The sequence below is a fragment of the Xanthobacter autotrophicus genome (genome assembly GCF_030015065.1).
Lineage (GTDB): Bacteria > Pseudomonadota > Alphaproteobacteria > Rhizobiales > Xanthobacteraceae > Xanthobacter > Xanthobacter autotrophicus_D.
On sequence record NZ_JAIVFN010000017.1, the window covers coordinates 25,062 to 50,701 of the forward strand.

Annotated in this window: 24 protein-coding genes; 10 read left to right on the top strand and 14 right to left on the bottom strand. The window is 69.3% G+C overall.

What is annotated here, in order from left to right; translation table 11 throughout:
* Window positions 1-109 precede the first annotated feature (109 nt).
* The gene (locus K9U40_RS05890; protein ID WP_282889280.1) at window positions 110-655 is read right to left on the bottom strand and encodes a c-type cytochrome; all 546 of its coding nucleotides are present in this window, start codon (window positions 653-655) and stop codon (window positions 110-112) included.
* A 223-nt stretch (window positions 656-878) separates the two neighbouring features.
* On the opposite strand from K9U40_RS05890, the gene K9U40_RS05895 reads away from it, so the two are divergent.
* Window positions 879-1,670 carry a 3-deoxy-manno-octulosonate cytidylyltransferase gene (locus K9U40_RS05895; protein ID WP_282889281.1) on the top strand — a complete coding sequence of 264 codons (792 nt, stop codon included), beginning with the start codon at window positions 879-881 and terminating at the stop codon, window positions 1,668-1,670.
* Complete coding sequence (locus tag K9U40_RS05900; RefSeq protein ID WP_282889282.1) at window positions 1,667-2,527, top strand: prephenate dehydratase; 861 nt, start codon at window positions 1,667-1,669, stop codon at window positions 2,525-2,527. Before K9U40_RS05895 ends, K9U40_RS05900 begins: the two co-directional genes overlap by 4 nt.
* A 22-nt stretch (window positions 2,528-2,549) precedes the next feature.
* On the opposite strand, the gene K9U40_RS05905 is transcribed toward K9U40_RS05900, so the two are convergent.
* The 3 genes from K9U40_RS05905 to K9U40_RS05915 form a co-directional block, all read right to left on the bottom strand.
* Complete coding sequence (locus K9U40_RS05905) at window positions 2,550-4,343, bottom strand: uracil-xanthine permease family protein (protein WP_282889283.1); 1,794 nt, start codon at window positions 4,341-4,343, stop codon at window positions 2,550-2,552.
* On the bottom strand, window positions 4,336-5,271 hold the full coding sequence (gene nudC / locus K9U40_RS05910; protein WP_282889284.1) for an NAD(+) diphosphatase: 936 nt from the start codon (window positions 5,269-5,271) through the stop codon (window positions 4,336-4,338). The genes K9U40_RS05905 and nudC overlap by 8 nt, the downstream gene beginning before the upstream one ends.
* 102 nt (window positions 5,272-5,373) lie before the next feature.
* On the bottom strand, window positions 5,374-5,796 hold the full coding sequence (locus K9U40_RS05915) for an HIT domain-containing protein (RefSeq protein ID WP_282889285.1): 423 nt from the start codon (window positions 5,794-5,796) through the stop codon (window positions 5,374-5,376).
* 466 nt (window positions 5,797-6,262) lie between these two features.
* Here K9U40_RS05915 and K9U40_RS05920 point away from each other — a divergent pair, with 466 nt between their 5' ends.
* The 5 genes from K9U40_RS05920 (at window position 6,263) to K9U40_RS05940 (ending at window position 13,584) form a co-directional block, all read left to right on the top strand.
* Window positions 6,263-7,522, top strand: a complete 1,260-nt coding sequence (locus K9U40_RS05920) for an aspartate kinase (protein ID WP_282889286.1) — start codon at window positions 6,263-6,265, stop codon at window positions 7,520-7,522.
* Between the two features lie 79 nt (window positions 7,523-7,601).
* Entirely contained in the window at window positions 7,602-9,869 is a 2,268-nt protein-coding gene (gene ptsP / locus K9U40_RS05925; protein ID WP_282889287.1) for a phosphoenolpyruvate--protein phosphotransferase, read from the top strand.
* A gap of 73 nt (window positions 9,870-9,942) precedes the next feature.
* Window positions 9,943-11,025 carry a peptide chain release factor 1 gene (gene prfA / locus K9U40_RS05930; protein WP_282889288.1) on the top strand — a complete coding sequence of 361 codons (1,083 nt, stop codon included), beginning with the start codon at window positions 9,943-9,945 and terminating at the stop codon, window positions 11,023-11,025.
* Between the two features lie 22 nt (window positions 11,026-11,047).
* Window positions 11,048-11,908, top strand: coding sequence for a peptide chain release factor N(5)-glutamine methyltransferase (gene prmC / locus K9U40_RS05935; protein WP_282889289.1), 861 nt, complete (start codon window positions 11,048-11,050; stop codon window positions 11,906-11,908).
* A gap of 602 nt (window positions 11,909-12,510) precedes the next feature.
* Window positions 12,511-13,584, top strand: coding sequence for a DUF4167 domain-containing protein (locus K9U40_RS05940; protein WP_282889290.1), 1,074 nt, complete (start codon window positions 12,511-12,513; stop codon window positions 13,582-13,584).
* Window positions 13,585-13,719: 135 nt separating this feature from the next.
* On the opposite strand, the gene cynS is transcribed toward K9U40_RS05940, so the two are convergent.
* The 9 genes from cynS to K9U40_RS05985 form a co-directional block, all read right to left on the bottom strand.
* Window positions 13,720-14,208, bottom strand: coding sequence for a cyanase (cynS, locus tag K9U40_RS05945; protein ID WP_012114641.1), 489 nt, complete (start codon window positions 14,206-14,208; stop codon window positions 13,720-13,722).
* A gap of 48 nt (window positions 14,209-14,256) precedes the next feature.
* A complete protein-coding gene (locus K9U40_RS05950; RefSeq protein ID WP_282889291.1) occupies window positions 14,257-15,180 on the bottom strand; it encodes an ABC transporter ATP-binding protein in 924 nt (307 codons plus the stop codon).
* Window positions 15,181-15,185: 5 nt separating this feature from the next.
* Entirely contained in the window at window positions 15,186-16,025 is an 840-nt protein-coding gene (gene ntrB / locus K9U40_RS05955; protein ID WP_282889292.1) for a nitrate ABC transporter permease, read from the bottom strand.
* Window positions 16,026-16,028: 3 nt separating this feature from the next.
* A complete protein-coding gene (locus K9U40_RS05960; protein ID WP_282889293.1) occupies window positions 16,029-17,393 on the bottom strand; it encodes a CmpA/NrtA family ABC transporter substrate-binding protein in 1,365 nt (454 codons plus the stop codon).
* Window positions 17,394-17,470: 77 nt separating this feature from the next.
* On the bottom strand, window positions 17,471-18,649 hold the full coding sequence (locus K9U40_RS05965; RefSeq protein ID WP_282889294.1) for an NAD(P)/FAD-dependent oxidoreductase: 1,179 nt from the start codon (window positions 18,647-18,649) through the stop codon (window positions 17,471-17,473).
* Window positions 18,646-19,260, bottom strand: coding sequence for a 2-hydroxychromene-2-carboxylate isomerase (locus K9U40_RS05970; RefSeq protein ID WP_282889295.1), 615 nt, complete (start codon window positions 19,258-19,260; stop codon window positions 18,646-18,648). Before K9U40_RS05970 ends, K9U40_RS05965 begins: the two co-directional genes overlap by 4 nt.
* A gap of 17 nt (window positions 19,261-19,277) precedes the next feature.
* Window positions 19,278-20,141 (bottom strand): sulfurtransferase, encoded by an 864-nt coding sequence (locus K9U40_RS05975; protein ID WP_282889296.1) that lies wholly within the window; start codon window positions 20,139-20,141, stop codon window positions 19,278-19,280.
* Window positions 20,142-20,281: 140 nt separating this feature from the next.
* Window positions 20,282-21,403 (bottom strand): acyl-CoA dehydrogenase family protein, encoded by a 1,122-nt coding sequence (locus K9U40_RS05980; RefSeq protein ID WP_282889297.1) that lies wholly within the window; start codon window positions 21,401-21,403, stop codon window positions 20,282-20,284.
* Between the two features lie 77 nt (window positions 21,404-21,480).
* A complete protein-coding gene (locus K9U40_RS05985) occupies window positions 21,481-22,047 on the bottom strand; it encodes an OsmC family protein (protein ID WP_282889298.1) in 567 nt (188 codons plus the stop codon).
* 251 nt (window positions 22,048-22,298) lie between these two features.
* Between K9U40_RS05985 and K9U40_RS05990 the strand changes: the two genes are divergently transcribed.
* From K9U40_RS05990 to K9U40_RS06000, 3 genes are all read left to right on the top strand, one after another.
* Window positions 22,299-22,931: a TetR/AcrR family transcriptional regulator gene (locus K9U40_RS05990; RefSeq protein ID WP_282889299.1), complete on the top strand. Its 633-nt coding sequence runs from the start codon at window positions 22,299-22,301 to the stop codon at window positions 22,929-22,931.
* A 235-nt stretch (window positions 22,932-23,166) separates the two neighbouring features.
* Entirely contained in the window at window positions 23,167-24,294 is a 1,128-nt protein-coding gene (locus tag K9U40_RS05995; protein WP_282889300.1) for a zinc-dependent alcohol dehydrogenase family protein, read from the top strand.
* Between the two features lie 140 nt (window positions 24,295-24,434).
* Window positions 24,435-24,560 carry a hypothetical protein gene (locus K9U40_RS06000; protein ID WP_282889301.1) on the top strand — a complete coding sequence of 42 codons (126 nt, stop codon included), beginning with the start codon at window positions 24,435-24,437 and terminating at the stop codon, window positions 24,558-24,560.
* Window positions 24,561-24,582: 22 nt separating this feature from the next.
* Here K9U40_RS06000 and K9U40_RS06005 read toward each other — a convergent pair whose 3' ends face one another.
* Complete coding sequence (locus K9U40_RS06005) at window positions 24,583-25,638, bottom strand: c-type cytochrome (RefSeq protein ID WP_282889302.1); 1,056 nt, start codon at window positions 25,636-25,638, stop codon at window positions 24,583-24,585.
* Window positions 25,639-25,640 lie beyond the last annotated feature (2 nt).

Consider the following 25,640-nt stretch of genomic DNA (forward strand, 5'->3'; position numbering starts at 1 on the left):
GGATGACAATGACGTGAAACAGGCTGGCCTCAACAGCTTGGGCGGAATGACCGCCCTCCATATTCCGCTCCCCGGCGCGCCGCCATGGAACGGCGTACCGAAGCCCCCCTCACTTCGCGGCGGTGGGCAGCGGCTTGGGGCTGTGGGACAGGCTGTTGAGATAGGCGATGAGGTCGGCCCGCTCCGCTTCCTTCGCGATCCCGGCGAAGGCCATCGCGGTGCCGGGCACGGCCGCCTTCGGATTGGTGAGGAAGGTGTTGAGGGCCTGGGGCGTCCAGTCCCCACCCTTCGCCTTCATGGCCGCGGAATAGCCGAAGCCCGCGACGGACGCCACCGGGCGGCCCACGATGCTGTAGAGGTCCGGACCCACCTTGGCGCCGGCGCCCTCCTGGAAATTGTGGCAGGCGGCGCACTTCTTGGCGGCAGCCATGCCCTTCTCGACGGAAGCGGTGGCGAACAGCTGCTCGATCGGCACTTCCGCCGCCTTGGCGGGGCCGGCGGAGGCGGCGCCGCCTTCCTGCACCACGATATCGAAGCCGGGCTTCGCGGGCGCTTCGGGCGTGAACAGGATCTGCGACACGATCCCCAGCCCGAGGGTAAGCGCCAAGGTGCCCAGAACCGCACCTGCGATCTTGTTCAATTCAAAAAAGTCCATCGGCGCTTCGCCCCTCGGAGCCCTTGATCCTCGCCGCCGCGGCGCATGGGATTTGGGTCCGGCCGGGCTTGCAAGCATGTCGATGAGCGGCGCGCGAAGAACCCCGCGCACCGCCGGCGACACTAAGCACTTTGATGTGAGCGAAGCAACCCGTATAAGGCGCGCCCCAATGCCACTCCCCGCGCCCGCTCCGGACGCGGCCCGAAGGGAGCCACCGCCCGACATGTCCCACGCCACGCCCAGCGAACGCGTGCTCGTGCTGATCCCCGCGCGGATGGCCGCCACCCGCCTGCCGGGCAAGCCGCTGGCGGACGTGGGTGGCCGCCCCATGATCGTGGAGGTGGCGCGGCGCGCCGCCGCAGCCGCCATCGGGCGGGTGGCGGTCGCCACGGATTCCGAAGAAATCGCCGTCGCCGTCCGGGCCGCCGGCTTCGCAGCAGTCCTGACCCGCGCCGATCATCCTTCCGGCTCCGACCGGATCTTCGAGGCGCTGGGCGCGCTCGACCCGGATGGCACCGTGGACGTGGTGGTGAACGTGCAGGGCGACCTGCCCACCATCGCCCCTGCCACCATCCGCCGGGCGCTGGCGCCCCTCGCCGAGCCGGCGGTGGATATCGCGACGCTCTGCGCCGAGATCGTGGAGGAGGAGGAGCGCACCGACCCCAACGTGGTCAAGGTGGTGGGCTCGCCCGTGGCGAACGACCTGTTGCGCGCGCTCTATTTCACCCGTGCCACGGCGCCCCATGGCGCGGGACCGCTCTACCACCATATCGGCCTCTACGCCTATCGCCGGCCGGCGCTGGCCCGATTCGTCGCCCTCGCCCCCTCGGTACTGGAGCAGCGCGAGAAGCTGGAGCAGCTGCGGGCGCTCGAAGCCGGCATGCGCATCGACGTGGCGGTGGTGGACACGGTGCCGCTGGGGGTGGACACCCAGGCTCACCTCGACCGCGCCCGCGCGATTCTCGCCCGGGAAAAGGCCGAACAGGATGGCCGAACAGAAGTGAGGACACCATGATCCGCCGCATCACCTTCCAGGGCGAGCCGGGCGCCAATTCGCACATCGCCTGCCGCGAGGTGTTCCCGGATTTCGAGGCGGTGCCCTGCGCCACCTTCGAGGACGCCTTCGCCGGGGTCGAGAGCGGGGCGGCCACCTATGCGATGATTCCCATCGAGAATTCGGTGGCGGGCCGGGTGGCGGACATTCACCACCTCATGCCGCACTCGTCCCTGTCCATCGTCGGCGAGCACTTCCTGCCGCTGTCGCACCAGCTGATGGCGGTGAAGGGCGCGAGCCTGTCCACCCTCAAGAGCGTGCAGAGCCACGTGATGGCGCTGGGCCAGTGCCGCAAGGCCATCCGCACCCTCAACCTCACGGCGGTCATCGGCGCCGATACCGCGGGTTCCGCCCGCGAGATCGCGGAGGCCGGCGACGTCACGCGCGCCGCCATCGCCTCGCGCCTTGCCGCCGACATCTATGGGCTCGACATCCTCGCCGAGAACATCGAGGACGAGGCCCACAACACCACGCGCTTCATCATCCTCGCCCGCGGCGGGGAATGGGCTCCGGCGGGCAACGGTCCGGTCATCACCACCTTCGTGTTCCGGGTGCGCAACGTGCCGGCAGCGCTCTACAAGGCGCTGGGGGGCTTTGCCACCAACGGGGTGAACATGACGAAGCTGGAATCCTACCAGCTCGACGGCCGCTTCACCGCCACCCAGTTCTATGCCGACGTGGACGGCCACCCGGACGACCGCCCCGTGAAGCTGGCGCTGGAGGAACTTGCCTTCTTCTCCCGCGAGATGCGCATTCTCGGCGTCTATCCCGCCCATCCCTACCGGGCGCAGTTCGAGACCATGCCAGAGGCGTTCTGACGCGACGCTCCGAGCTCATGCCTCAGTGGTCGAAGCGCAGGGCGATGCGCGCCCGGCCGCCGCTGCGGCCGAAATGCACATGGTCGGACAGCCGCTTGAGCATCCAGGCGGCGAACGAGGCCTGTTCCCTGGCGTCGCCCAGCAGCGCCTCGGGCGAGGGCCGCTCCTTGGGCGCCTCCACCACCTCGCCGTCATAGAGGAGATAGACGTCGAGGTGGGTCTCGTCGAAACGGGCGCGCAGCTCGATGGGCCCCTCGGCGATGCCGGCGTCGGTGACGAGCTCCAGCGCCTGCGCCACGGTCGGGATGGCTGCGGCGATCACGTCGCGGCGGGCGCCCCACACATCGCCCTGCCGCTCCAGGAAGTCGCGGGCGAAGGGGAAGGCGTGCACCCCTTCCGGCACCATCTGCCCGGTCTCGCGGGCGATGCCGATGCGGAACAGCAGGTTCAGCAGGATGGCGCTGAGCGCCCCCACCGTGAGCGGTGTGGAGAACAGCGGCTGGAGCGCCAGCGGCAGTTGCTCGCGCAGCGGCAGGAGCGCCACCGACAGCCCCGCCAGCACCGACAGCCCCACCACGAACACCCGCCGCTCGCTGAGGCGGCGGGAGGTCACGAGATCCATGCCCGCCACCACCAGATAGGACGAGGTGTAGAGCAGGATGCCGCCGATCACCGGCGAGGGGATGAGGGTGAGCGCCACGATGGCCTTCGGGACAAAGGCGATGGCGAAGATCATGGCTCCGGCGAGAATGCCGATGGTGCGCGCCGTGGACTGGGTGGCGAAGGCCAGCCCCACCGACGAGGAGGACAGCCCCGACTGGAAGCCGGAGGTCAGCCCGTTGAGGATGTTGCCGATGCCGCAGGCGGTGACCGCCCGCTGGGCGGCCTGCATGTCGGCGCGGCGCCAGTCGGCGTCGTTCATCTTCTCCAGCGAGACGGTGACCGAGAGCACGTCCACGAGGTTCATCATCACGAGGAGCGCCATCAGCGGAAACAGCGCCGGGGCGAACTGGAGGCTGGGCAGCGTCAGCGTCGGCCAGGCGACCAGGGGCGCAGCGGCGATGGCCGCGGCCGCCTCCGGATGCCCCGCGCCGAGCAGGAGCGCCAGCACCCAGCCGATGCCGGCGCCGGCGAAGACCGCGAACAGCTTCAGCCGTCGCGGCGCGAACACGGTGATGGCGACGATGATGCCGACGGTGGCGAGGCTGGCGAGGCTCGCATTCTGCGCCACCAGCGGACCGTGGTCGAGCCCGAGCGCCCGGCGCAAGGCCGGCCCCGCCAGCGACACGCCCAGCATGCTCACCGCCACGCCGCACACTTCCGGCGGCAGCAGCACCCTGAGCGGCCGCACCAGGCGCGCCATGAACAATTGGCAGATGCCCACCAGCAGCGTGGTCATGGCCATGAGCCCGAGCCCGCCCAGCATCAGCGCCTGCGCGGCCAGCGGAATCGCCCCCGGCGCCGGGATGTGCACGGCGAGATAGCCCGATCCGAAGCGCGTGCGCAGGCACTGGATGATGGTGGCGACGCCGATGCTCATGGCGCAGGCCGAGAGCATGGCCGACATCTGGTCCGCCGGCAGCCGCGCCTCGGTGGCCGCCAGCACCGGATAGATCAGGAAGGTGACCGCCAGCATGGCGTGCTGGGCGGCAAGCGGCACCAGGGCGGTCGGTGGCACCTTGTCGTCGAGCCCGTAGACCAGCGACACCGGGCGCCGCGGGGTGCGGCTGCCGCGCCGGGGATCGGGAAAGAGGCGCTCGATCGCCCGCCGGATATGGGACCGCGGCGACCGCGCCCGCGCCTTGGCGTCAAGCATTGATGCCTTCGACGAAGGCGCGGATGAGGTGATGGGCGATGGCGACGGGCGGCGGCACGAACAGGCCGTCCGGATGGGTGCGCGCGAGCATCAGGGCCGCCTCGTCCCGGTGGAACCAGCGGGCATCCTCCAGCTCGTTGCGGTCGATGACGATGTCGCGGCTCGTGGCCTCGGCGAGGCAGCCGATCATCAGCGACATGGGGAAGGGCCAGGGCTGGCAGGAGCGATAGGTGACGCGGCCGGTCGTCAGCCCCGCCTCCTCCAGCGTCTCGCGGCGCACCGCCTCCTCGATGGTCTCGCCCGGCTCCACGAAGCCGGCAAGGCACGACCACATGCCGGGCGCGAAATGCGGCTGGCGGCCCATGAGGCACCTGTCGCCCGCCGCGGTCAGCATGATCACCACCGGGTCGGTACGCGGGAAATGCTGCGCCCCGCAGGACGGGCAATCGCGCCGCCAGCCGGCGTCGACGATGCGCGAGGCGGAGCCGCAATTGGCGCAGAAGCCATGCCGGCCGTGCCAGCCGAACAACGCCTTGCCGCAGGCGATGGGGGGAAGATGGCGGGGCAGCACCAGCCCGCCCACGGCGACGGAGCGCAGGTCCGTCACCTTCAGCCCCTGCCCTTCCAGCTCTTCCCTCAGACCGGGATCGAAGGACAAGGCGAAGCGCGGCGCGCCCGCGTCAAGCCCGAGGAAGAGCGGCTCTCCCCGTCCTTGGGCCTGCGCCTCGGCGCGGGAGAACAGGGGGTCGAAGACCGGGCCCTCGCCCTTGAGCGCCACCAGCTCGCCGCCGAGCAGGTAGAAGCGGGCTTCGGGATCAGCGATGCGCTCGCCGGCATTGGAGCGCAGATGCGCCGCCCGATCGAGCGGGCTTCCGACATAGCCGAGGGCCGGCCACGCACCGAGTTCGGGACGGGAAAGAACAGACATGGAAAGCAAGGGGTTCCGGCAGGAAAGGTCGCATGGGCGATCTGTGCAGACCGTCGCATGGGCGCGGCCGGGAGGCAAGGTCGCACCGTCGCCGCGCGTCCCTCAGGAGAAAGCGAGCCGACTGCGCAGGGCTGCGAGACGCGCGCTGCGTTCCGGTCCTCCGAGGGGCATGCGCGTGCCGGCGCCGAAGACCGGCCCCGGCCATGCGGCGTCGCCGACATTGCGGCCCACCACATGCACGTGCAGCTGGGACACCACGTTTCCCAGCGCCGCCACGTTCAGCTTGACGCAGCCCGATGCCGCCTTCACTGCGGCGCTGACGGCGGCGATCTCCTCCATGAGGACGAGGCGGTCGGGCGCAGGAAGGTCGATGATCTCCACAAGCCCCGCCCGGCGCGGCACCAGCACCACCCAGAAGAAGCGGGCATCGTCCACGAGCCGCACATGGCACAACGGCAGGTCGCCGGCGGGGGGACCATCGGCCTCAAGGCGCGGATCGAGGGGGAAGGCGTCGGGTGCGGTCATGGCTGGGGTCACCAAGCGGGATGTCCGGGGACGATGTCCGGCGGGATCGGCGCGAAGGGGTGTCCACTCGACGCGCATCTGCGTCGGGGCACGGGATCGCGATGGGACCGACTCATCGCTCAGGGCCGCGCGGCCGGCAAGGCCGCGACCAGCAGCACGGCGCTCCCTCCCCGGCGGCAGGACCAGCCGGCGATGGGGCCATGGACGTGAGCCGCACCGGTTGCCCCCGCCCCCACTTGCCGCTATGGAGGCGCGCAATCACACCGCGCGCCCATGATCGAACCCGCGCGGGAGGACTTTCGGGATGTTCCGCTCGGCCCAATTGACCCGCCTCGACCCGCGCGCCGTCCGGCGCCTCGGTGCGGCGCGCCGGCGAAAATGACGCTCCCCTGACCCCGGCCCGCCGCCGCGCGGGCCGCCCAGAGACGTCTCCCATCCGTTTTCCAGGCGAAGAAAGGCACGAGCGATGGCTCGGCTGGTGATGAAGTTCGGCGGCACGTCGGTCGCCAATATCGAGCGCATCCGCAATGTGGCGCGCCACGTCAAGCGCGAGGTTGCCGCCGGCTACCAGGTGGCGGTGGTGGTCTCCGCCATGTCGGGCAAGACCAACGAGCTGGTGGGCTGGTGCAAGGATGCCTCCGCCCTCTACGACCCGCGTGAATATGACGCGGTGGTCGCCTCCGGCGAGCAGGTCACCAGCGGACTGCTGGCCATCGTGCTCCAGGAAATGGGCCTGTCCGCCCGCTCCTGGCAGGGCTGGCAGCTGCCCATCTCCACCGACGAGGCGCATGGCTCCGCCCGCATCCTCGACATCGACGGGGACAAGCTCGGCGCCGCCATCGACGGCGGCGAGGTGGCGGTCATCGCCGGATTCCAGGGCATCCACCTGCCCACCGGGCGCCTCACCACACTGGGCCGCGGCGGCTCCGACACCTCGGCGGTGGCGGTGGCGGCGGCGCTGAAGGCGGAGCGGTGCGACATCTATACCGACGTGGACGGGGTCTACACCACCGACCCGCGCGTGGTGCAGAAGGCCCGGCGCCTCGACCGCATCGCCTTCGAGGAAATGCTGGAAATGGCCTCGCTGGGGGCCAAGGTGCTGCAGGTGCGCTCGGTGGAGCTCGCCATGGTGCATAATGTGCGCACCTTCGTGCGCTCGAGCCTTGTGGATCCCGACGCCCCCGAGATGGCGAACGTGGAGAAGGCCGGAACGCTCATCTGCGACGAGGAGGAGATCGTGGCAAACCAGATGGAATCGCAGGTGGTCACCGGCATCGCCTTCTCCAAGGACGAAGCCCAGGTCTCCATCCGCCGGGTGGCCGACAAGCCCGGCATCGCCGCCGCCGTGTTCGGGCCGCTGGCCGACGCCCACATCAATGTGGACATGATCGTGCAGAACGTGTCGGCCGACGGCTTCACCGACATCACCTTCACCGTCCCCACCGCCGATTTCGAGCGCGCCAAGGCGGTGATCGAGAAGGCCAAGGACACCATCGCCCACCAGGTGGTGGAAGGCGCCGCCGACGTCACCAAGGTCTCGGTGATCGGCATCGGCATGCGCTCGCACGCCGGCGTCGCGGCCAAGGCGTTCGAAGCGCTGGCGGGCAAGGGAATCAACATCCGTGCCATCACCACCTCGGAGATCAAGATTTCGTTCCTGATCGATGCGGCATATACCGAACTTGCGGTTCGGACTCTCCATTCGCTATACGGGCTGGACAGCTGAGGGCGGACCCGCGGGGGCGCGCCGTTCAACGAAGAGCCCCGCGGGCACCTGAACCCGCCGACATTTGAGGATGCGGCCGATGCGTGGCGCGCTCGGCGGTCCGCGCGTATTGCTCCGCCGCCTCCGCGAGGTGATGGCGGAGCAGGTCAGCGCGCAGGACCGCCTCGACAAGATCGTGGTGCTGATCGCCGCCAACATGGTGGCGGAAGTCTGCTCGGTCTACGTGCTGCGCGTCGACCAGACGCTCGAACTCTATGCCACCGAGGGCCTGAACCGCGATGCGGTTCACCTGACCGTCATGCGCGTGGACGAGGGCCTGGTCGGCCACGTGGCCCGCGAGGCGGAATCCCTCGCGCTGTCCGACGCCCACAACCATCCGGAATTCTCCTACCGGCCGGAGACGGGCGAAGAAATCTACAACTCCTTCCTCGGCGTGCCGATCCTTCGGGCCGGCAACACGCTGGGCGTGCTGGTGGTGCAGAACCGGGCCCGGCGCACCTACACGGAAGAGGAGATCGAGGCGCTCCAGACCACCGCCATGGTGCTCGCGGAGATGATCGCCTCCGGCGAGCTCACCGCGCTGGCCAAGCCCGGCGCCGAGCCGGCGGTGCGCCGGCCCCTGCATCTGAAGGGCGTGGTGCTGGCGGACGGCCTCGGCCTCGGCCACGTGGTGCTGCACGAGCCGCGCATCAAGGTCACCAACGTCATTGCCGACGACGTGGTGAAGGAGACCGCGCGTCTCGACGCCGCCATCGGCAAGCTGCGCCACTCCATCGACCTGATGCTGGAGGATGACGGCCTCGCCAAGGCCGGCGAGCACCGCGACATCCTCGAAGCCTACCGCATGTTCGCCCACGACCGCGGCTGGATGCACAAGATGCGCGAGGCCGTGCTCTCCGGCCTCACCGCGGAGGGCGCGGTGGAGCGGGTACAGTCGGATACCCGCGCCCGCATGATGCGCGCCTCCGACCCCTATCTGCGCGAGCGCCTGCACGACCTCGACGACCTCGCCAACCGCCTGCTGCGCGAGCTGATCGGCCGCGCGCGGGGGACCGAGCGGGAGGCCCTGCCCGAGAACGCCATCCTCGTTGCCCGCAACATGAGCCCCGCGGCGCTGCTCGACTATGACCGCTCGCGCATCCGCGGCCTCGTCCTGGAGGAAGGCGGCACCACCAGCCACGTCACCATCGTCGCCCGCGCGCTCGGCATCGCCGCCGTGGGCCAGGTGGAGAACGCCGCGGGCCTCGCCGATCCCGGCGACCCCATGATCGTGGACGGGCAGGCCGGCGAGGTGCATCTGCGCCCGCCCGGCGACGTCGAGGAAGCCTATGCGGAGAAGGTGCGCTTCCGCGCCCGCCGCCAGGCCCAGTATGCCGCTTTGCGCACCCGCCCCTCCGTCACCAAGGACGGCGTGCACATCGAATTGCATCTCAATGCCGGCCTCTTGGTGGACCTGCCCCACGTGGCGGAGACCGGGGCGGCGGGCATCGGCCTGTTCCGCACCGAGCTGCAGTTCATGATCGCCTCGGCCTTCCCGCGCATCTCGGAGCAGCTGAAGCTCTATCGCGCGGTGCTGGATGCCGCCGGCGAGCGGCCCGTCACCTTCCGCACCCTCGACATTGGCGGCGACAAGGTGTTGCCGTACATGCGCACCGTCGAGGAGGAGAATCCGGCGCTGGGCTGGCGCGCCATCCGCCTCGGGCTCGACCGGCCCGGCCTGCTGCGCAGCCAGCTGCGCGCGCTGCTGCGCGCCGGCGCGGGGCGCGATCTGCGCATCATGTTCCCCATGGTGGCGGCGGTGGAGGAGTTCGACCGCGCCCGCGCCATCGTCGAGCGCGAGCTGACGCACCTGCGCAAGCACGGCCACGGCCTGCCCGAGAAGGTGTATGTGGGGGCCATGGTGGAGGTGCCGTCCCTGCTGTTCCAGCTGGACGAGATCCTGTCCCGCGCCGACTTCCTCTCCGTGGGCTCCAACGACCTCGTGCAGTTCCTCTACGCGGCCGACCGCTCCAATGTGCGGGTGGCGGACCGCTTCGATCCCTTGTCGCCGCCCGCTTTGCGGGCCTTCCGCCTGGTGGCGGAAGCCGGCCAGCGCCACGGCAAGCCGGTGACCCTATGCGGGGAGCTGGCTTCGCGTCCGCTGGAGGCGGTGGCGCTCGCCGCACTGGGGTTCCGTGCGCTCTCGGTGTCGCCGGCCGCCATCGGTCCGGTGAAGGCGATGATGCTGGAGCTGGACGTGTCCGCCGCCCGCAAGGTGCTGCTGCCGCTGCTGGAGGACAAGAGCGGCATGGCCGACCCGCGCGCTGCCCTCTCCGTCTTCGCCAAGGCGAGCGGCCTGCCGCTTTAGCGCTCGAACCGCCGTTTCGCCGCGCTTTCCCGACGCAACCCCGCCCCTACCTTTGCGGAACACCCCTTAGAGAATGACCGCCCTGCCCACCGCCAAGCTCGACCAGTTGGTCGCGCGCCATGCCGAGATCGAGGCCGCCCTCTCCCGGGGCGCGGAGGGCGAGGAATATGTGCGCCTCGGTCGCGAGTTTTCCGACCTCTCGCCGGTGGTGGAGCAGGTGCGCGCCCTCCGGGACGCCGAGCACGACCTGGAAGGCGCGCGCGAGCTCCTGGCTGAATCCGCCGCCGACCCCGAGATGCGGGAGATGGCGGCGGCGGAGGTGGAACGCCTGGAAGGCCGCATCGGCGCGCTTGTCACCGCCGTGCGCCTCGCCCTCCTGCCCAAGGACGCCATGGACGAGCGCGGCATCATCCTGGAGGTGCGCGCCGGCACCGGCGGCGACGAGGCCGCCCTGTTCGCCGGCGACCTCTATCGCATGTATGCCCGCTATGCCGCAGAGAAGGGCTGGAGCGTGGAAATCCTCTCCGAAAGCGAGGGGACCATGGGCGGCTACAAGGAAATCATCGCCGCGGTCCACGGGCGTGGCGCCTATGCGCGCCTCAAGTTCGAGAGCGGCGTTCATCGCGTGCAGCGCGTGCCGGCCACCGAGGCCGGCGGGCGCATCCACACTTCCGCGGCCACCGTCGCCGTGCTGCCCGAGGCGGAGGACGTGGACGTGGACATCAACGAGGCGGACCTGCGCATCGACGTGTACCGCGCCCAGGGCGCGGGCGGCCAGCACGTGAACAAGACCGAGAGCGCGGTGCGCATCACCCACCTTCCCACCAACACGGTGGTGGCGGTGCAGGACGAGCGCTCCCAGCACCGCAACAAGGCCCGCGCCATGGCGCTCCTGCGCGCACGCCTGCTCGACGACGAGCGCCAGAAGAAGGAGGCTGGCCGCGCCGCCGAGCGCCGCGGCCAGGTGGGCTCCGGCGACCGTTCCGAGCGGATCCGCACCTATAATTTCCCGCAAGGGCGCGTCACCGACCACCGCATCAACCTGACCCTCTACAAGCTGGAGGAGGTGATTGCGGGCACCGCGCTGGACGAGATCATCGCTCCCCTCATCACCGAGCATCAGGCCGCCCTGCTGGCCGCGGCCGAAGAGGGATGAGCCGTGCCGGCGGGCAGCCTCCATGGCTGACACCCTGACCATCGGCGCGCTGCGCCGACAGATGGCGGCGGCCCTCGCCGCGGCCGGCGTGGAGACCCCGGACCTCGATGCCCGCCTGCTGCTGGCGCACGCGCTCGGCTACGCGCCGGGCGACCTGCTGCTGCGCGCCGATGCCGTGGTTCCCCCCGAGGCCGCCACGATGGCCCGGGCCTTCGCCGGGCGGCGGGCGGGCGGCGAACCGGTGGCGCGCATCCGCTGCCGGCGGGAGTTCTGGAGCCTCGACCTCCATCTGTCCCCCGACACGCTGGTGCCGCGCCCCGACACCGAGACCGTGGTGGAGGCCGCCCTCTCAGCGCTTCCCGACCGGGACGCGCCCTATACCATCCTCGACCTCGGGACCGGCACCGGCGCGATCCTCGCCGCCTTGCTGGTGGAGCTCGCGAACGCCACCGGCATCGGCGTGGACCGGGCGGAAGGCGCGGCCGCGACCGCGCGCGACAATCTGGCACGCAACGGACTTGCCGGCCGCTCCCTCGTCGTGGTCGGCGACTGGGGCGCGGCGCTGGCCGGCGGCTTCGACCTCGTGGTCTCCAACCCGCCCTACATCACCACGTCCGCCATGACGGAGCTGCCGGCGGAGGTGCGCCTTCACGATCCTCATCTGGCGCTGGAGGCCGGCGCGGACGGCCTCCTCGCCTACCGCGCCATCACCGCCGACCTGCCGCGGCTGCTGCGTCCGGGCGGCGTCGCCGTCCTGGAGCTCGGCGCCGGGCAGGAACCGGAAGTGGCGGCGCTGGTTGCAGCGGCGGGGCTCGCTGTGGCCGGTCCCGCGCGCCGGGACCTTTCAGGTGTTCCAAGGGCACTCGTCGCCTGCCGGGCATGAGTTTCGGGGCGGACGCGCGGCGGCGCTCGCAGGCCGGCCATCCGCAAAGCGAGAAAAAACCGCTTGGAACCTTGGAGGGAAATGGCTAGTGTCTGCCTCAGGAATCGAACCGATGCGTTGGTCCAAGGGGCTGATGCGGGCTTCCGAAATCTCAAGCGGATGTTTCGGGCGCTATGGATGTGGTGGGACGATGCGCGCGCATGCTGCGCTCGTGCCCGCATCCTGCGGTTGGATCGTTTCACGGTGTTGAGCGCGCACGGGCTGGATGGCCCGGCAGCGTATCGTGTAACGGCGGCCGTGCTGGGGGCACGGAACGGGGCTCGGTGATCAGACAGATCCAGACTTAACGACCGATCGCATTTTCAGACCAGCGCGAAGGCCGGCGCAGGCGGCGCTCGCGAAGCTAACGTTCATCCCTGCGAAGGCTGGAGCATTTTCAAGCGAAACGGGCCCCCGCTCGCGCGACGAAATTGCTCTTAAGGGCGCGCGACTTGGCGTGCGCCGTCCGGGCGACAGGCCGGGCGGATTGCGGAAGTTCACCGGCGCATGGCGACCGGGCGCAGACGGCGGCGTGAACGCCGGGCGAGTAGAGAACGATCCAGATGAGAAATGGTCAGCAGAAGCGCATGCGCGGCCGCAACAACAACCGGCGCAGCTCAAACCCTTTGACGCGGGTCTACGAATCAAACGGGCCGGACGTGAAGGTGCGTGGAACGGCGCACCACATCGCGGAAAAGTATCAGCAGCTCGCCCGCGACGCCCAGTCGTCCGGGGACCCGGTGGCGGCAGAAAACTATTTCCAGCACGCCGAGCACTATCTGCGCCTCATCGCGTCCCTTCAGGGCCAGTTCGCCCCGCCGCCCGGCTACGGCCGCGACGACGAGATGGACGACGACGAGATGGACGATGTGGGCGCCCTGGATGCGCCCCAGCCCTTCGGCCGTGGTGAGCAACCCTATAATCGCGGCGAGCAGCCCTATCAGCCCCGCGAGGCGCGGGAGGGCCGCGAGACCCGCAGCGACGATCGCGGCCAGCGCGACAACCGCCAGGGCAATTACCGCCGCAACCGCGACGAGGAGTCCGGCGAAGGCTACCAGCCCCGCGAGCAGCGGGAGCCGCGCGAGGCGCGCGAACCCCGTGAAGCCCGCGGCGAGCAGCGCGAGGCCCGTGAGCCCCGCGAACCCAGGGAACAGCGTGAACCCAGGGAACAGCGTGAACCTCGCGAGCCTCGGGAGGGTCGCGAGCCCCGTGAGTTCCGCCGGCGCAACCGGGACGAGAGCGGCGAGGGCTTTACCTCGCGTGCCGCCCGCGCGCCCCGCAGCGAGGAAGCGGAGGCACCGCGCGCGTCCCGCGCCGCCCGGGAGAGCGATACGGAGATCGGCGGCCTGCCCTCCTTCATCACCGGCACCCCCGCCATCGCCAAGGAGCGCGCCGAAGCGCCCCGGGCCGAAGCCCCGCGCGCCGAAGTGCCTAAGATCGAGGCCCCGAGCACCGAAGCCCCTCGCGAGGAGCCGGCCGAGAGTCCCGAGGCCGCCGAGGCGACCGAGGGCACGGACGCCCGTCGTGGCCGCCGCCGGCGCTTCCGCACCCGCGCCGAACGCGGCGAGGAGGCAGCGACCGAGGCCGCGGGCGGCGACGCCCCCGCGCCCGAGCAGCCCGCATTGTTCAACGACTGAGCGCCGCACCCGCCTCCGGCGGGTCTCGTGAAAAGCAAAAGCCCCGCCGGCCACCCGGCGGGGCTTTTGCTTTTGTGTCCCGATCCAGAGCGCTCCCGGAAAGGGCCGCCGGCGCGGGCCGGACCCGGGCGCCCCTCAGCTTTCCTTGAAGCCGTAGTCGGGGATGCCCTGCTCGTTGCCGTAATATTTGTACGGCAGGAACTTGCCGGACATGGTGATCTGCACCCGGTCGCCCTTGGGGTTGGGTTCGCGCACCATCTCCATGTTGAAGTCGATGGCGGACATGATGCCGTCGCCGAACTCCTCCTCGATGAGCGCCTTCCAGGCCGGGCCGTTCACCATCACCAGCTCGTAGAAGCGGTAGATAAGCGGGTCGGTGGGCGGCATGGGCGTGCCGGCGCCACGCATGGGCACCTCGTTCAGCATGCGCTCTTCCACCTCGCTGAGGCCGAACAATTCCGCCGCCTTCTTCGCCAGCGGCTTCACCAGCTTCATCTGGCCCAGCAGCGCGCCCACCACGAGGACCGGCGACATGCCGCCGATCTCCTCGCAGATGTACTTCCAGGTCCAGCCCTTCTCGCGCTTGATGTCGAGGATCTTCTCGGTGAGTTGCTCGCGCTTCATGGGTCTTGTCTCTCCACTCTTGGTTCTTGTCGGGCCGGCCCCGCGCGGTCAGTCGCGGGCCGTGGCAACGGCGGGAAAAGGAATGGTGTTGATGGGCGGCGGGGCAACCGGCTCGCCAAGGCGCACCAGGGGCGGCCGGCGCGGGTCGTAGCCCGCCGGCTTCTCGTCCTTGAAAGTACGGCTGCGGGCGACGAGGAAATCCACCAGGTGATTGCGCACCGTGTAGAAGTCCGGCTCGCGGTGGATGCTGTCGCGGCGGCGGTCGGCCGGCAGCGGGTTCTCCACCACCTCGGCCACCATGGCCTCCGGGCCATTGGTCATCAGCACGATCTTGTCGGCGAGGTAGATGGCCTCGTCCACGTCGTGGGTGATCATCACCACCGTCTGCCCGGTGGACTTGCAGATGCGCCGCACCTCGTCCTGCAACGTGCCGCGGGTGAGCGCGTCCAGCGCCGAGAAGGGCTCGTCCATGAGCAGGATCTTCGGCTCGATGGAGAGCGCGCGGGCGATGCCCACCCGCTGGCGCATGCCGCCGGACAGCTCCGCCGGCTTCTTGGCTTCGTTGCCCTTGAGGCCCACGAGATCAATGAAGCGCTTTGACCGCTCCTCCACCTCGGCGCGGCCCGCCTTGCGCCAGCGCGAGGAGACCGCATAGGCCACGTTGCCGATGACGCTCTTCCACGGCAGCAAAGCATGGCCCTGGAAGATGACGGCGCGGTCGAGGCTCGGCCCCTCGATGGCCTGCCCGTCCACCACCACCACGCCGTCGGAGGGGGTCTCCAGCCCGGCGAGGATGTTGAGCACGCTCGTCTTGCCGCATCCCGAATGACCGATGATGCAGACGAACTCACCGCGCGGCACCTGCAGCCACAGATTCTCGAAGATGGTGGTAAAGCTGCCTCCCGCCGCCGGATAGCGCCGGGCGATGCCCTCGATGGAAATGAAGCGCTCGGCGTTCACCCTCTCAGCCATGGCGCTCACTCCGGAAAGGTTACGCGCTTCTGCAGGCGCGCCAGGATCAGGTCGAGCACCATGCCCACGACGCCGATGAGCAGGATGCCCACGATGACATTGGCGATGGAGAGGTTGTTCCATTCGTTCCACACGAAGTAGCCGATGCCGGTTCCCCCCACGAGCATCTCGGCAGCCACGATCACCAGCCAGGCGATGCCGATGGAGATGCGCATGCCGGTGAGGATGGTGGGCGCCGCCGCCGGCAGGATCACCGTGAAGGCCCGTCGCCACGGCCCCACTTCCAGGGTGCGGGCGACGTTCAGCCATTCCTTGCGCACCGCCCCCACCCCGAAGGCGGTGTTGAGCAGCATGGGCCACACCGAGCAGATGAAGATGACGAAGATGGCCGAGAGCGCAGAATCCTTGATGGTGTAGAGCGCGAGCGGCATCCACGCCAAGGGCGAGATGGGTTTCAGCACCTGGATGAAGGGATCGAGCGCGCGGTAGGCCAAAGGCGACATCCCGATCAGGAAGCCGATGGGCACCGCCACCACCACCGCGAGCGCGTAGCCGAGCGCCACCCGGCCGATGGAATAGAGCAGCTGGAGGCCCAGCCCCTTGTCGTTCGGCCCGTTGTCGTAGAACGGCCGCTTCAGGTTGTCCCAGAGCTTGGCCGCCACGTCGAGCGGCCCCGGCATGGCCGACTTCGCCCCGGCGGTGGAGATGCCCATGAGCTTGGCATATTCCGGATCCAGCGCCGGCCCCGTGCTGGCGCTCGGGGTGACCGCAAGCTGCCATGCCGCGCAGAACACCACGAACAGCAGCACCGAAAGGAGGCCGGCACGCACGCCGAGGCTCTTCATCGCTCAGCTCCGCCTGATGGCGAAGGAGGAGACGTATTCGGCGGGTTTTTGTGGATCGAACACCTTGCCCATCACCGAGAACGACTTGGAGGTGGCGGCAGGCGGGGTTAGGCCCATCTCCTTCATCACCTTGGCAGCGTCGGTGGCGAGGAACACCTGGTTGGCGACGGAGGCGTAATCCACCTCGCCCTTGATCTGGCCCCAGCGCTTCATCTGGGTGAGCATCCACACCGCGAAGGACTCCCACGGGAAGGGATCGAAATCGATGCGGCGGGGGTCCTTCCTGATGTTGCCGAGCCCGTCCGCGAAGGTGCCGACCAGCACCTGCTCCAGCACCGTCACCGGGGCGTTCAGGTAAGCGGGCGGGGCGATGGCCTCGGCGATGGCCTTGCGGTTCTCGTCCTTCGAGGCATAAGCGGAGGCGTCCACCAGCGCCCGCAGCATGGCCGCATAGGTGTTGGGCATGGTGGTGATGAATTCCCGGCTCGCCGCGAAGGCGCAGCAGGGATGTCCGTCCCACATGGTCTTGGACAGGGAGTGGATGAAGCCCACGCCGTCGAACACGGCCCGCTGGGCGACGTTGTCGGGGGCGAGGAAGCCGTCGATGTTCTCGGCCCGCAGGTTCGCCACCATCTCCGGCGGCGGCACCACGCGCAGCTGCACGTCGGTGTCCGGGTCGAGGCCGTTCTCCGCGAGCAGATAGCGCAAAAGGTAATTGTGCATGGAGAAGTCGTAGGGGATGGCGAACTTCAGCCCCTTCCACGACTTCACGTCCATCTTGTCCTTGTGCTTGATGCCCAGCGTGAAGGACTGGCCGTTGATGTTCTCGATGGCCGCCGCCACGAAGGGGATGGGGTTGGAGCCGAGGCCCTGGGAGATGGCGAGCGGCATGGGCGCCAGCATGTGGGCAGCGTCGTATTCCTTGTTGATGGTCTTGTCGCGGATCACCGCCCAGCCGGCGGTCTTCACCACCTCCACGTTGAGGCCCTGCTTCGCATAGAAGCCCATGGGGTGGGCCATGATGATGGGGGTGGCGCAGGTGATGGGGATGAAGCCCACCTTCAAGTCGGTCTTCTCCGGCTTGCCGGTCTGCGCGAACGCCTCGGTGGCGGCGTCGAGCGGGAAGAAGGTGGCCAGCGCCGCCGCGGCGGTAGAGGCGCCCACCGCCTTGAGGAAGGCGCGCCGCTTCATGTCGTTGGGAAACAGCGCGCGCATGAGGCCCGAAGCCACCACCTCGCGATAGCGCGCCTCGTCGCCGAGACCCGCCGCCCGCTCCGACGCCGCGTGCTCTTCCGGCGTCGCGTGGCGCCCGCACAGGCAGCGACCGAGCTTCGACTTCAGCGAGAACGGGTTCGAGAACATCGACATCGGGGGCTCTCCGTGAGGGGAATGCGGGGATTTCAGAGGCAGGTGACGCTTGGGGATGGCAATGCCCGTGCCACGGCCTAGCCGGGCGCGGGCACCGGCGGCGGAATGGCGAGCGCCTTGCGCGCCAGCATGTGGCTCTTGGGATCGTTGACGGAGCACACCGCCAGCAGCCGCTCCCCCGCGAAATACCGCACGCAGAAGCGTCCGGCCGCCACGTCGCCCTCGGTTTCGGTGCGCTCGTAACCGTCGAGGAGGCCGGCGATCTGGAGCTTCACATCATATTGATCGGACCAGAACCAGGGGACGGGATCGTATGCAACATCACCACCAGTGATCGCTCTTGCGGCAGCCTTGGCCTGATCGATGGCATTCTGCACGGATTCCAGGCGCACGCGCCGGCCATAGAGCCTGCTCGGAAAAGAGGCGACGTCGCCGGCGGCATAGATGTCCGGCGCGCTGGTGCGGGTGGCCTCGTCCACCCTTATGCCGTTTTCCAGCACCAGCCCCGCCTCGGACGCCAGCTCCGCATTGGGCACGGCGCCCACGGCGGAGAGCACGAGGTCGGCCGGCAGGACCCGGCCGTCGGCCAGTTCAACGCCCGTCACGCGCTCGGGGCCGATCAGCCGGGCCACGCCCATGCCGGTGAGGATGGTGACGCCATTGCCCTCGTGCAGGGTGCGGGCGAAGTCGGAGATGGTGGCGCAGGCGACGCGGGCGAGCAGGCGCGGCTGGCCTTCCACCACGGTCACGTCGAGGCCGAGCTTCTTCGCCTTGGCGGCCACTTCGAGGCCGATATAACCGCCACCGATGATGACGAGCTTCGCCCCCGGCACGGCTGCGGCGCGGAAGTGCTTCACGTCGTCGATGGAGCGGATGGAGAAGACGCCGGCGAGTTCCGCCCCCGGCACCGGCAGCGTGCGGGCGCGAGTGCCTGTGGCGATCAGCAGGGCGCCGTAGGCAAGGCGGGAACCGTCCACCAGTTCCACCGCCTTCTCGGCCGGCAGCAGGCGGGTGACGCGGGTGCCGAGGCGCAGGTCCACGCCGGAATCCGCGTAGAATTTGGGCGCCTTCAATTCGAGCCGGTCCTCGGTCATCTCGTCGCCGAGATAGGCCTTCGAGAGCGGCGGGCGCTGGTAGGGCAGATAGGGCTCGTCGCCGATCAGCACGATATTGCCGGCATAGCCCTCCGCCTTGAGGGAGGTGACGGCCTGCGCCGCCGCCTGCCCCGCCCCGACGATGACGACGGGCGCGTTCATAGCGCCGCCCCCGCCTCTCCGGCCGCGAGCGCGGCGGCGACGAAGTCCAGCCGATCCTGGCCGAAATAGAGTTGGCCGTTCACCACATAGGACGGCGAACCGAACACGCCGGCCTCGATCGCCTCCGCCGTGTTGCGCTGGACCTGCTCGGCGGCTCCCACGCTGTCGGACAGTTCCGCAAGGCGCGCGCCGTCGAGCCCCACCTCGTCGGCAAGGCGGATGAGGTTGGCGCGCTCGGAAATCTGGATGTTCCGCGCCCACACCGCGCCGAGGCAGGCGAAGATGAGGGCCGCGGGGTCGATGCCCTCCATCTGCGCGGCGGCGATGAGGCGGCAGGCGGGCAGCGTGTCCGTGGGCCAGAACGACGGCTCGGTGTTCATGGGAATGCCGCGCAGCTTGGCCCAGCGCACGATGTCCTGCTTGCGATAGGCGTTGCGCACGGGGGACTGCTTCGCCGGGGCGGTGGAGCCGCCCTCGGCGAAGACCTTCAGGATGTCCACGGGCCGCCACAGGATGCTGGCGCCGTGCTCGCGCGCGATGGCGACGAGGCGGGGGTGCCCCAGATAGGCATAGCCCGATTGCGGGCTGAAATAGCAGGTGATCTCGGGCACGTCGGGGCTCCTTCGGTTCAGGCCGTGGCCGCCGCCGGGTGCCCCTCCTCGATGGGGAGCGCCGGATCGCGCGACCATTCGTTCCAGGAGCCAAAATACATCTTCACGTCCCTCACCCCCGCTTCTTTCAGCGCGAGGAAGGTGTTGGAGGCCCGCGCCCCTTTGAAGCAGTAGAGATAGACGGGGGTTTCAGGTGAAATGCCCACCGTGGCGCACTCGGCCAGGATCTCTGGCGCCGACTTGAAGCGCGGGCCTTCGGCCGTGGGCTTCATCATGCGGTACCATTCGATCCATTTCGCGCCGGGGATGCGGCCCTTGCGCGGGCAGAAGTCCTTGCCATAGGGCGAGGAGCTTTCGCCGATCCATTCGTCCACGTCGCGCACGTCGAGCTTGGCGACGGCGGGGTCCTCCACCGCCGCGAGCATGGCGGCGGCATTGATGATGACCTCGCCTGCCGCCTCGTCCACCGGGAAGGTGGCGGCCTTGGGCTCGGGCACGGCGGTGGTGACGGGCAGGCCCGCCGCCTCCCAGGCGGCAAAGCCGCCGTGCAGCACCTTGATCCTGGGATAGCCGAGGAAGGTGAGCAGGAAATAGCCGCGGCAGGACTGGCCGAAGCCCGAATTCATGGACTGCTCGTAGATCACCGCCGTCTCCTTGCCGGAGAGGCCGGCCTTGCCGAAGGCGTCGGCGAACCTGGTGCGCAGCTCGGCGTAGCCCTCGGGGGTCGAGGTGGCGAGGAAGGTGAAGATCTCGTGGAGGTTGACCGCGCCGGGAATATGCCCGGCCGCGTAGCTCTCGGGATTGCGCGTATCAATGACGACGGTGGGCTCGGACAGGATCAGGGTGGACAGGTCGGGCGGCGAAATCAGGATGGCGCTCATGGTGATCCCCTCTCGCAGGGTGGACGACGAGAAAACCGGAAGGTGTCGGAGGCTTTGCGCCCCTCGCGTGTTGTGAAATGCGGCTGCGGAACGGCCTTGCGCATCATCGTGCAAGGCGGAAACCGCCGATTGGCTGAAGGCTATTGCGGCATCTGGTCCAGCATCAGCTTCAGCTGCTTGGTGGCCGGCGTGACAATGGCGACGAAATAGGCCTCGCGCAGGCGGCGCTGGCAGCGGCTGGCCCGCACATAGCCCCGCGCGCCGCAATGGAGCATGGCGTTGTGCGCCGCCTCCACGCTCTTCTCCCCCGCGAGAAGGCGGGCGGCCACCACGCGGCGCCAGTAATCCGGACTGGTGTCGAAAGGCGTCTGCGCCAGCGCGTTCACCTCCGCCTCGATGGCGGCAAGGGTCTCGGCCATGGCGTCCGGCTGCACGTCGAGGAAGCGGTTGACGTGGCCGAGGGGGCCCTCCACCTCGCGCATCATGGCGATGCAGTCGCGGATCAGCCCGATGGCCATGCCCGCCTGCAGCAGGATGAAGCCGGCGCGCATCGTCGTCACGAAGGGCATGGCCTCGTGCGCCAGCACCATGTCGTCGGGCACGAACAGGTCGCGGACCTGCACGCCATAGGTGCCGGTGCCGTCCATGGACAGGAAGGGCTCGCAGGGCTTCAGCGTCACCGCCGGGTCGGCGCAGTCGATGAGCGCCATCACCGGCTCGCCGCCCTCCAGCGCGAAGATGGCGCCGAAGAAATGGTCGGGACCGAGGTTCGACACCCAGGGCAGGACGCCCTTGACCTTGTAGCCGCCCTCCACGCGGGTGCCCTTCAGCTTCAGCGTCTCGATGCCGAAGAAGGACTTCATGGGGTTGGAGAGCGCGGTGCCGCCCAGCACATGGCCGGTGGCGGCGGCGGCGAGATACTTCGCCTTCGCGGCGGCATTCTGCGAATTGATGAGATACCAGACCAGGGTGTTCTGGCACCACGCCATGAAGCCGGAGGAGGTGCACACCTCGGAGATGCGGCTCATGCCCTCGATGGCGGCGCCGAGCCTGTGGCCGTCGGAAAGATGCAGGCGGAAGGCGCCGGCATCGGCGAAGCGGTGCAACAGCGTGGCCGGATAGGTGCCCTCGTCGATGGCCCGGGCCCAGGCGGACAGGTCGGTCACCGCGATCTTGCCGATCTCGGCGAGGGCCGCCCCGGCGTCGAGGTCGGACGCGGACAGATCATGCGGCGACAAGGCGGTCACGGCGGTCAATTGCATGTGCGATCCTCGAAGGTGGGGGAGGCCGGCATGCCCGGCGGGGCCAGGCATGCCATTCGGCTGGGAGAGAGCGCCGGTCAGGCCAGCGCGACTTCGAGATTCACCGGGCGGGTGAAGGTGTTGGCCACCGGCGACCACCGGGTGACGTGGGCGATGAGCGCGTCCACCTCTTCCTTCGGCACGCCGTCGCACTCCATTTCCACCCTCACGCGCACGTCGGTGAAGCCGACCGGCTTCTCGCTCACGTCGCCCGTACCCCACACGGCGGTGATGTTGAGGTCGCCTTCCAGCTGGAGTTCGAGCTTGCGCACGGTCCAGCCGCGATGCACCGCATTGGCGTGGAGCCCCACCGCCAGGCAGGAGCCGAGCGCGGCGAGGGAGGCCTCGGAGGGGTTGGGGGCGGTGTCGTCGCCGAGCAGACCCGGAGGCTCGTCCACGATGTAGGGCGCGAGGTTGCGGATATAATTGGCGTGCCGGAAGCGACCCTCGGCCACGGTCTTGCACTTCAGCGTCTTGATCACCTTGGGGTCCGCCTTGCCGGCGGCGATGAGCTTCTCGAGCCCGTCCTTGTCGATGGGGGCGAGGCAGCCCGTGGTCGCCTCGGGCATCAGACAACCGGTCAGGACGGTTTGGGGCGCAGTCATCCGGATCTCCTTGGGGATGGCATGTAGACAGACCGGTCTGTCCTATGCACGTGCCATGCCAGTTGCCGGGCACCGACCCTCGAACTGGCGAGAAAGTCTGTTTCTCTAGGAGACGCTTGGCTTTCCGGTGAAAAGAGGCCGGGACAGCGCGGCACGATTCATGCCTGAAAAGGACAGACAGGTCTGTTCTTCTGCCCGCAAATGCGGCAGGCTGGTGAGAAGCGATGCATCAAGAGGCGACAAGGGCGAGAATGGCGCGCAAATCCAACGGCCCGCACAGCGCGAACGGTCATCCGGCTGCCGCCGAACCGGAGCCATCGGCCCGGGAGCGCATCATCGCGGCGGCGACGCGCCTGTTCTGCCAGTTCGGCATCAATGCCGTGGGGGTGGACGCGGTGGTGGCGGAAGCGGCCACGGCCAAGGCGACCCTGTACAAGGCCTTCGGCTCCAAGGAGCGCCTGGTCGAGACCGTGCTGGAACGCGAGGGCGCGGCCTGGCGCGACTGGTTCCTGGGCGAACTGCTCAAGGGCGAGGCAACGCCGGTGGCCCGCCTGCGCCGCATCTTCCCGGTGCTGCGCGAATGGTTCGGCAACGACCATTTCTTCGGCTGCCCGTTCATCAATGCGGTGGCCGAGCACGACAAGAAGGACGATCGCATGCGCCAGATCGCCCTCGCCCACAAGAAGGTGGTGCTCCAGACCCTTTCCCGCCTCGCCGCCGAGGCGGGCGCGCGGGACCCGGACGGCGTCGCCCACCAGCTCGGCCTGCTCATCGACGGCGCCATCGTCGCCGCCATGATCACGCAGGACGAGAACGTCGCCCTCCTCGCCGGCCAGACCGCCGACCTGCTGCTCGCCCGCATGGCCGCCGCAGAGGCCGCCTGAGGCCTTTTTCGGGAAAGCCACCGCCACCCGGCGCAAGGCGCGCCCACCCCCGGACGCAAGGTGCTCCCTCTCCCGCTCGCGGGAGAGAATCACGACGGCGCACGGACGCAGCACTGCACCGACTTTCCGTCCGCGCGACTGAAACTCATCCCTCCCAAATGTGCAGCCGCGCCGGCTTGACGGTGCGCCCCGTCGCCCTCAATACGGGCACCAAACAGGCTCGGGAGGAAATATCATGCGTATTCGCGCCGCCGTTCTCCATGCGTCCCCTGTGAGCAAGCCCTATGCGCAGACGCGTCCGCTCTCCATCGAAACGGTTGAGCTCGCGCCGCCCCAGGCCGGCGAGGTCCTGATCAAGATCGCGGCGGCCGGCCTGTGCCATTCCGACCTGTCGGTGATCAACGGCGACCGTCCCCGCCAATTGCCCATGGTGCTGGGCCACGAGGCATCCGGCATCGTGGTGGAGCCCGGCCCCGGCGTGACCGACCTTGCCCCCGGCGACCATGTGGTGATGAGCTTCGTGCCCACCTGCGGCACCTGCCCCTCCTGCCTCGACGGGCGCGCCCAGATGTGCGGGCCCGGCCAGGCGGCCAACGGCGCGGGAACCCTGCTCGGCGGCGGCCGGCGGCTCACCTGCGACGACGGCACCGATGCCTACCATCTGTGCGGCATTTCCGGCTTCGGCGAATATGCGGTGATCTCGCGCCGCTCCATCATCAAGATCGACCCCGAGATGTCGCTGGTGGATGCCGCCCTGTTCGGCTGCGCGGTGATGACCGGGGTGGGCGCCATCGTGAACACCTGCGGGGTGCGGCCCGGCCAGAGCGTCGCGGTTGTCGGCCTCGGCGGCGTCGGCCTCTCGGCAGTGATGGGCGCGGTGGCCGCGGGGGCGGAGCAGATCGTCGCCCTCGACCTGTCGCCGGCAAAGCTCGACATCGCCCGCTCATTGGGCGCCACCGACACCTTCCTCGCCAACGATCCCGACATCGTGGACGCGGTGAAGGCGGCGACCAAAGGCGGGGTGGACCATGCGGTGGAGATGGCGGGCTCGGCCCCCGCCTTCGAGCTGGCCTACAAGATCACCAGGCGCGGCGGCACCACCACCACGGGCGGCCTTGCCAATCCCAACGCCCGCGTCTCGCTGCCCCCGGTGCACCTGGTGGCGGAGGAACGCACCATCAAGGGCAGCTACATGGGCAGCTGCGTGCCGCCCCGCGACATTCCGCGCTTCATGGCGCTCTACCAGCGCGGCAAGCTGCCGGTGAACCGCCTGCTGTCCTCCACCGGTCCGCTGGACGAGATCAACGAGGGCTTCGACCGCCTCGACCGCGGCGAGGTGGTGCGACACGTCATCGTTTATTGAAGCCCGCGCGGCGGGGACGGGGCCTTCCCTTCCCGCCGCCTGGTGGGCGTGATTTGCATTGACGCGCTTTCTTCCCGCGAACCGGTATCCACTTCGCGCGAAAACGCTCTAAAGTCGCGCCGCATCGAACAGGAGAAGCCATGCGCTCCGTCATCCGTCTCGCCGTGGTCGCGGCGCTCGCCCTCGGCCTTGGCGGCTGCGACAAATGCGGCAACTGGTTCGGCCAGGGCAAGCCCAACGCCTGCCAGTCCGGGACGCCGAAATAGCCTTCCGGACACCGCCTCCGCCTCACCGCACGTTGGGATTGGGCACGCGGCCCTTGTCCGCCTTCAGCCGCGCGATCTCGGCTCGGATGGGGCCGAACGGCCCATACTTGTGCTGCGTCTGGGAGAAGCCGTCCGCATAGGGGCCGTAAGGGGTATCCACTGGCTTGTCGAGCAGGTCCGGAAAGTCGCGTTCGAGCCCGTCGCGATGCGGCCGCTTCTGGCTCGTCACATAGGCCGCCACGTCCCAGGCATCCGCCGGCGCAAGCTCCGGCATCACCCAGCTGACGCCGTTCGGCATGTTGTCGTGGACGAAATTGGCGATGGTGACGAGCCGGTTCATGCCCGCGCCGTCATTGAAGCTGTCGGGGCCCCACAGCGGCGGCACCCCATAGCCGAAGCTCGCATCCACCGCGTTGCGGCGCAGGCCCTCGCCGCCGGACCGGTGGCAGACGACGCAGGTCTGCGCATAGACCACCGCCCCGCGCGCCGGATCCGCCGGCCTGTCCAGCAGCGGGATGGCGCCGGCTCCCGCCCCCTCGATCCTCGCATCCTTCGGCAACGCCGAGGACAGGAGGGTGAGATAGGCGAGCAAGGCGCGCATGGGCCGCGCGTCCCTCGGCATGGCGCGGCCGTTCATGGAGCGCGTCATGCAGCTGTCGATACGCTCGGCGAGGTCCGCCACCGCGCCGGAGCGGGTGGAGTAGCGCGGATAGTCCGCCGCCGCGGCCACCAGCGGCAGGCCGAATTTCTTGCGTCCGGCATCCAGATGGCAATTGGCGCAGGCCAGGTTGTTGCCGGCGAAGCGCTGGGCCGGGTCGGCCGCGTCGGGCCCGATATGGCGCGCGCTCGCCTCCAGCACCGAGCGGCCGTAGCGCACGAGGCGGCCCTCCTCGTCGTCCGGCAAAAGGTCGATATCGGGAATGTCCCACACCTTTATGCGGGCATTGGCATTGGCCAGATCGGCGGCGAGGTCCGCCGGCTGCGGCGACGCGGGAGGCGCGGCCTGCTGCCCGAGCGCCACGCCCGGAGCGAGCGCCCCCACCAGGATGAGGCCCGCCAGAAGGCCCGCCGCCCCCACAC

What these genes read in the sequence shown, in the direction of transcription:
- K9U40_RS05900 (WP_282889282.1), top strand. Translation starts at nt 1,667, where the DNA reads ATGATCCGCCGCATCACCTTCCAGGGCGAGCCGGGCGCCAATTCGCAC.
- ntrB (WP_282889292.1), bottom strand. Translation starts at nt 16,025, where the DNA reads ATGAAGAGCCTCGGCGTGCGTGCCGGCCTCCTTTCGGTGCTGCTGTTC.
- prmC (WP_282889289.1), top strand. Translation starts at nt 11,048, where the DNA reads ATGGCTGACACCCTGACCATCGGCGCGCTGCGCCGACAGATGGCGGCG.
- K9U40_RS05980 (WP_282889297.1), bottom strand. Translation starts at nt 21,403, where the DNA reads ATGCAATTGACCGCCGTGACCGCCTTGTCGCCGCATGATCTGTCCGCG.
- cynS (WP_012114641.1), bottom strand. Translation starts at nt 14,208, where the DNA reads ATGAAGCGCGAGCAACTCACCGAGAAGATCCTCGACATCAAGCGCGAG.
- ptsP (WP_282889287.1), top strand. Translation starts at nt 7,602, where the DNA reads ATGCGTGGCGCGCTCGGCGGTCCGCGCGTATTGCTCCGCCGCCTCCGC.
- K9U40_RS05905 (WP_282889283.1), bottom strand. Translation starts at nt 4,343, where the DNA reads ATGCTTGACGCCAAGGCGCGGGCGCGGTCGCCGCGGTCCCATATCCGG.
- K9U40_RS05995 (WP_282889300.1), top strand. Translation starts at nt 23,167, where the DNA reads ATGCGTATTCGCGCCGCCGTTCTCCATGCGTCCCCTGTGAGCAAGCCC.
- K9U40_RS05965 (WP_282889294.1), bottom strand. Translation starts at nt 18,649, where the DNA reads ATGAACGCGCCCGTCGTCATCGTCGGGGCGGGGCAGGCGGCGGCGCAG.
- K9U40_RS05915 (WP_282889285.1), bottom strand. Translation starts at nt 5,796, where the DNA reads ATGACCGCACCCGACGCCTTCCCCCTCGATCCGCGCCTTGAGGCCGAT.
- K9U40_RS05990 (WP_282889299.1), top strand. Translation starts at nt 22,299, where the DNA reads ATGGCGCGCAAATCCAACGGCCCGCACAGCGCGAACGGTCATCCGGCT.
- K9U40_RS05985 (WP_282889298.1), bottom strand. Translation starts at nt 22,047, where the DNA reads ATGACTGCGCCCCAAACCGTCCTGACCGGTTGTCTGATGCCCGAGGCG.
- K9U40_RS06000 (WP_282889301.1), top strand. Translation starts at nt 24,435, where the DNA reads ATGCGCTCCGTCATCCGTCTCGCCGTGGTCGCGGCGCTCGCCCTCGGC.
- K9U40_RS05960 (WP_282889293.1), bottom strand. Translation starts at nt 17,393, where the DNA reads ATGTCGATGTTCTCGAACCCGTTCTCGCTGAAGTCGAAGCTCGGTCGC.
- prfA (WP_282889288.1), top strand. Translation starts at nt 9,943, where the DNA reads ATGACCGCCCTGCCCACCGCCAAGCTCGACCAGTTGGTCGCGCGCCAT.
- K9U40_RS05950 (WP_282889291.1), bottom strand. Translation starts at nt 15,180, where the DNA reads ATGGCTGAGAGGGTGAACGCCGAGCGCTTCATTTCCATCGAGGGCATC.
- K9U40_RS05895 (WP_282889281.1), top strand. Translation starts at nt 879, where the DNA reads ATGTCCCACGCCACGCCCAGCGAACGCGTGCTCGTGCTGATCCCCGCG.
- K9U40_RS05975 (WP_282889296.1), bottom strand. Translation starts at nt 20,141, where the DNA reads ATGAGCGCCATCCTGATTTCGCCGCCCGACCTGTCCACCCTGATCCTG.
- K9U40_RS05890 (WP_282889280.1), bottom strand. Translation starts at nt 655, where the DNA reads ATGGACTTTTTTGAATTGAACAAGATCGCAGGTGCGGTTCTGGGCACC.
- K9U40_RS05920 (WP_282889286.1), top strand. Translation starts at nt 6,263, where the DNA reads ATGGCTCGGCTGGTGATGAAGTTCGGCGGCACGTCGGTCGCCAATATC.
- K9U40_RS05940 (WP_282889290.1), top strand. Translation starts at nt 12,511, where the DNA reads ATGAGAAATGGTCAGCAGAAGCGCATGCGCGGCCGCAACAACAACCGG.
- nudC (WP_282889284.1), bottom strand. Translation starts at nt 5,271, where the DNA reads ATGTCTGTTCTTTCCCGTCCCGAACTCGGTGCGTGGCCGGCCCTCGGC.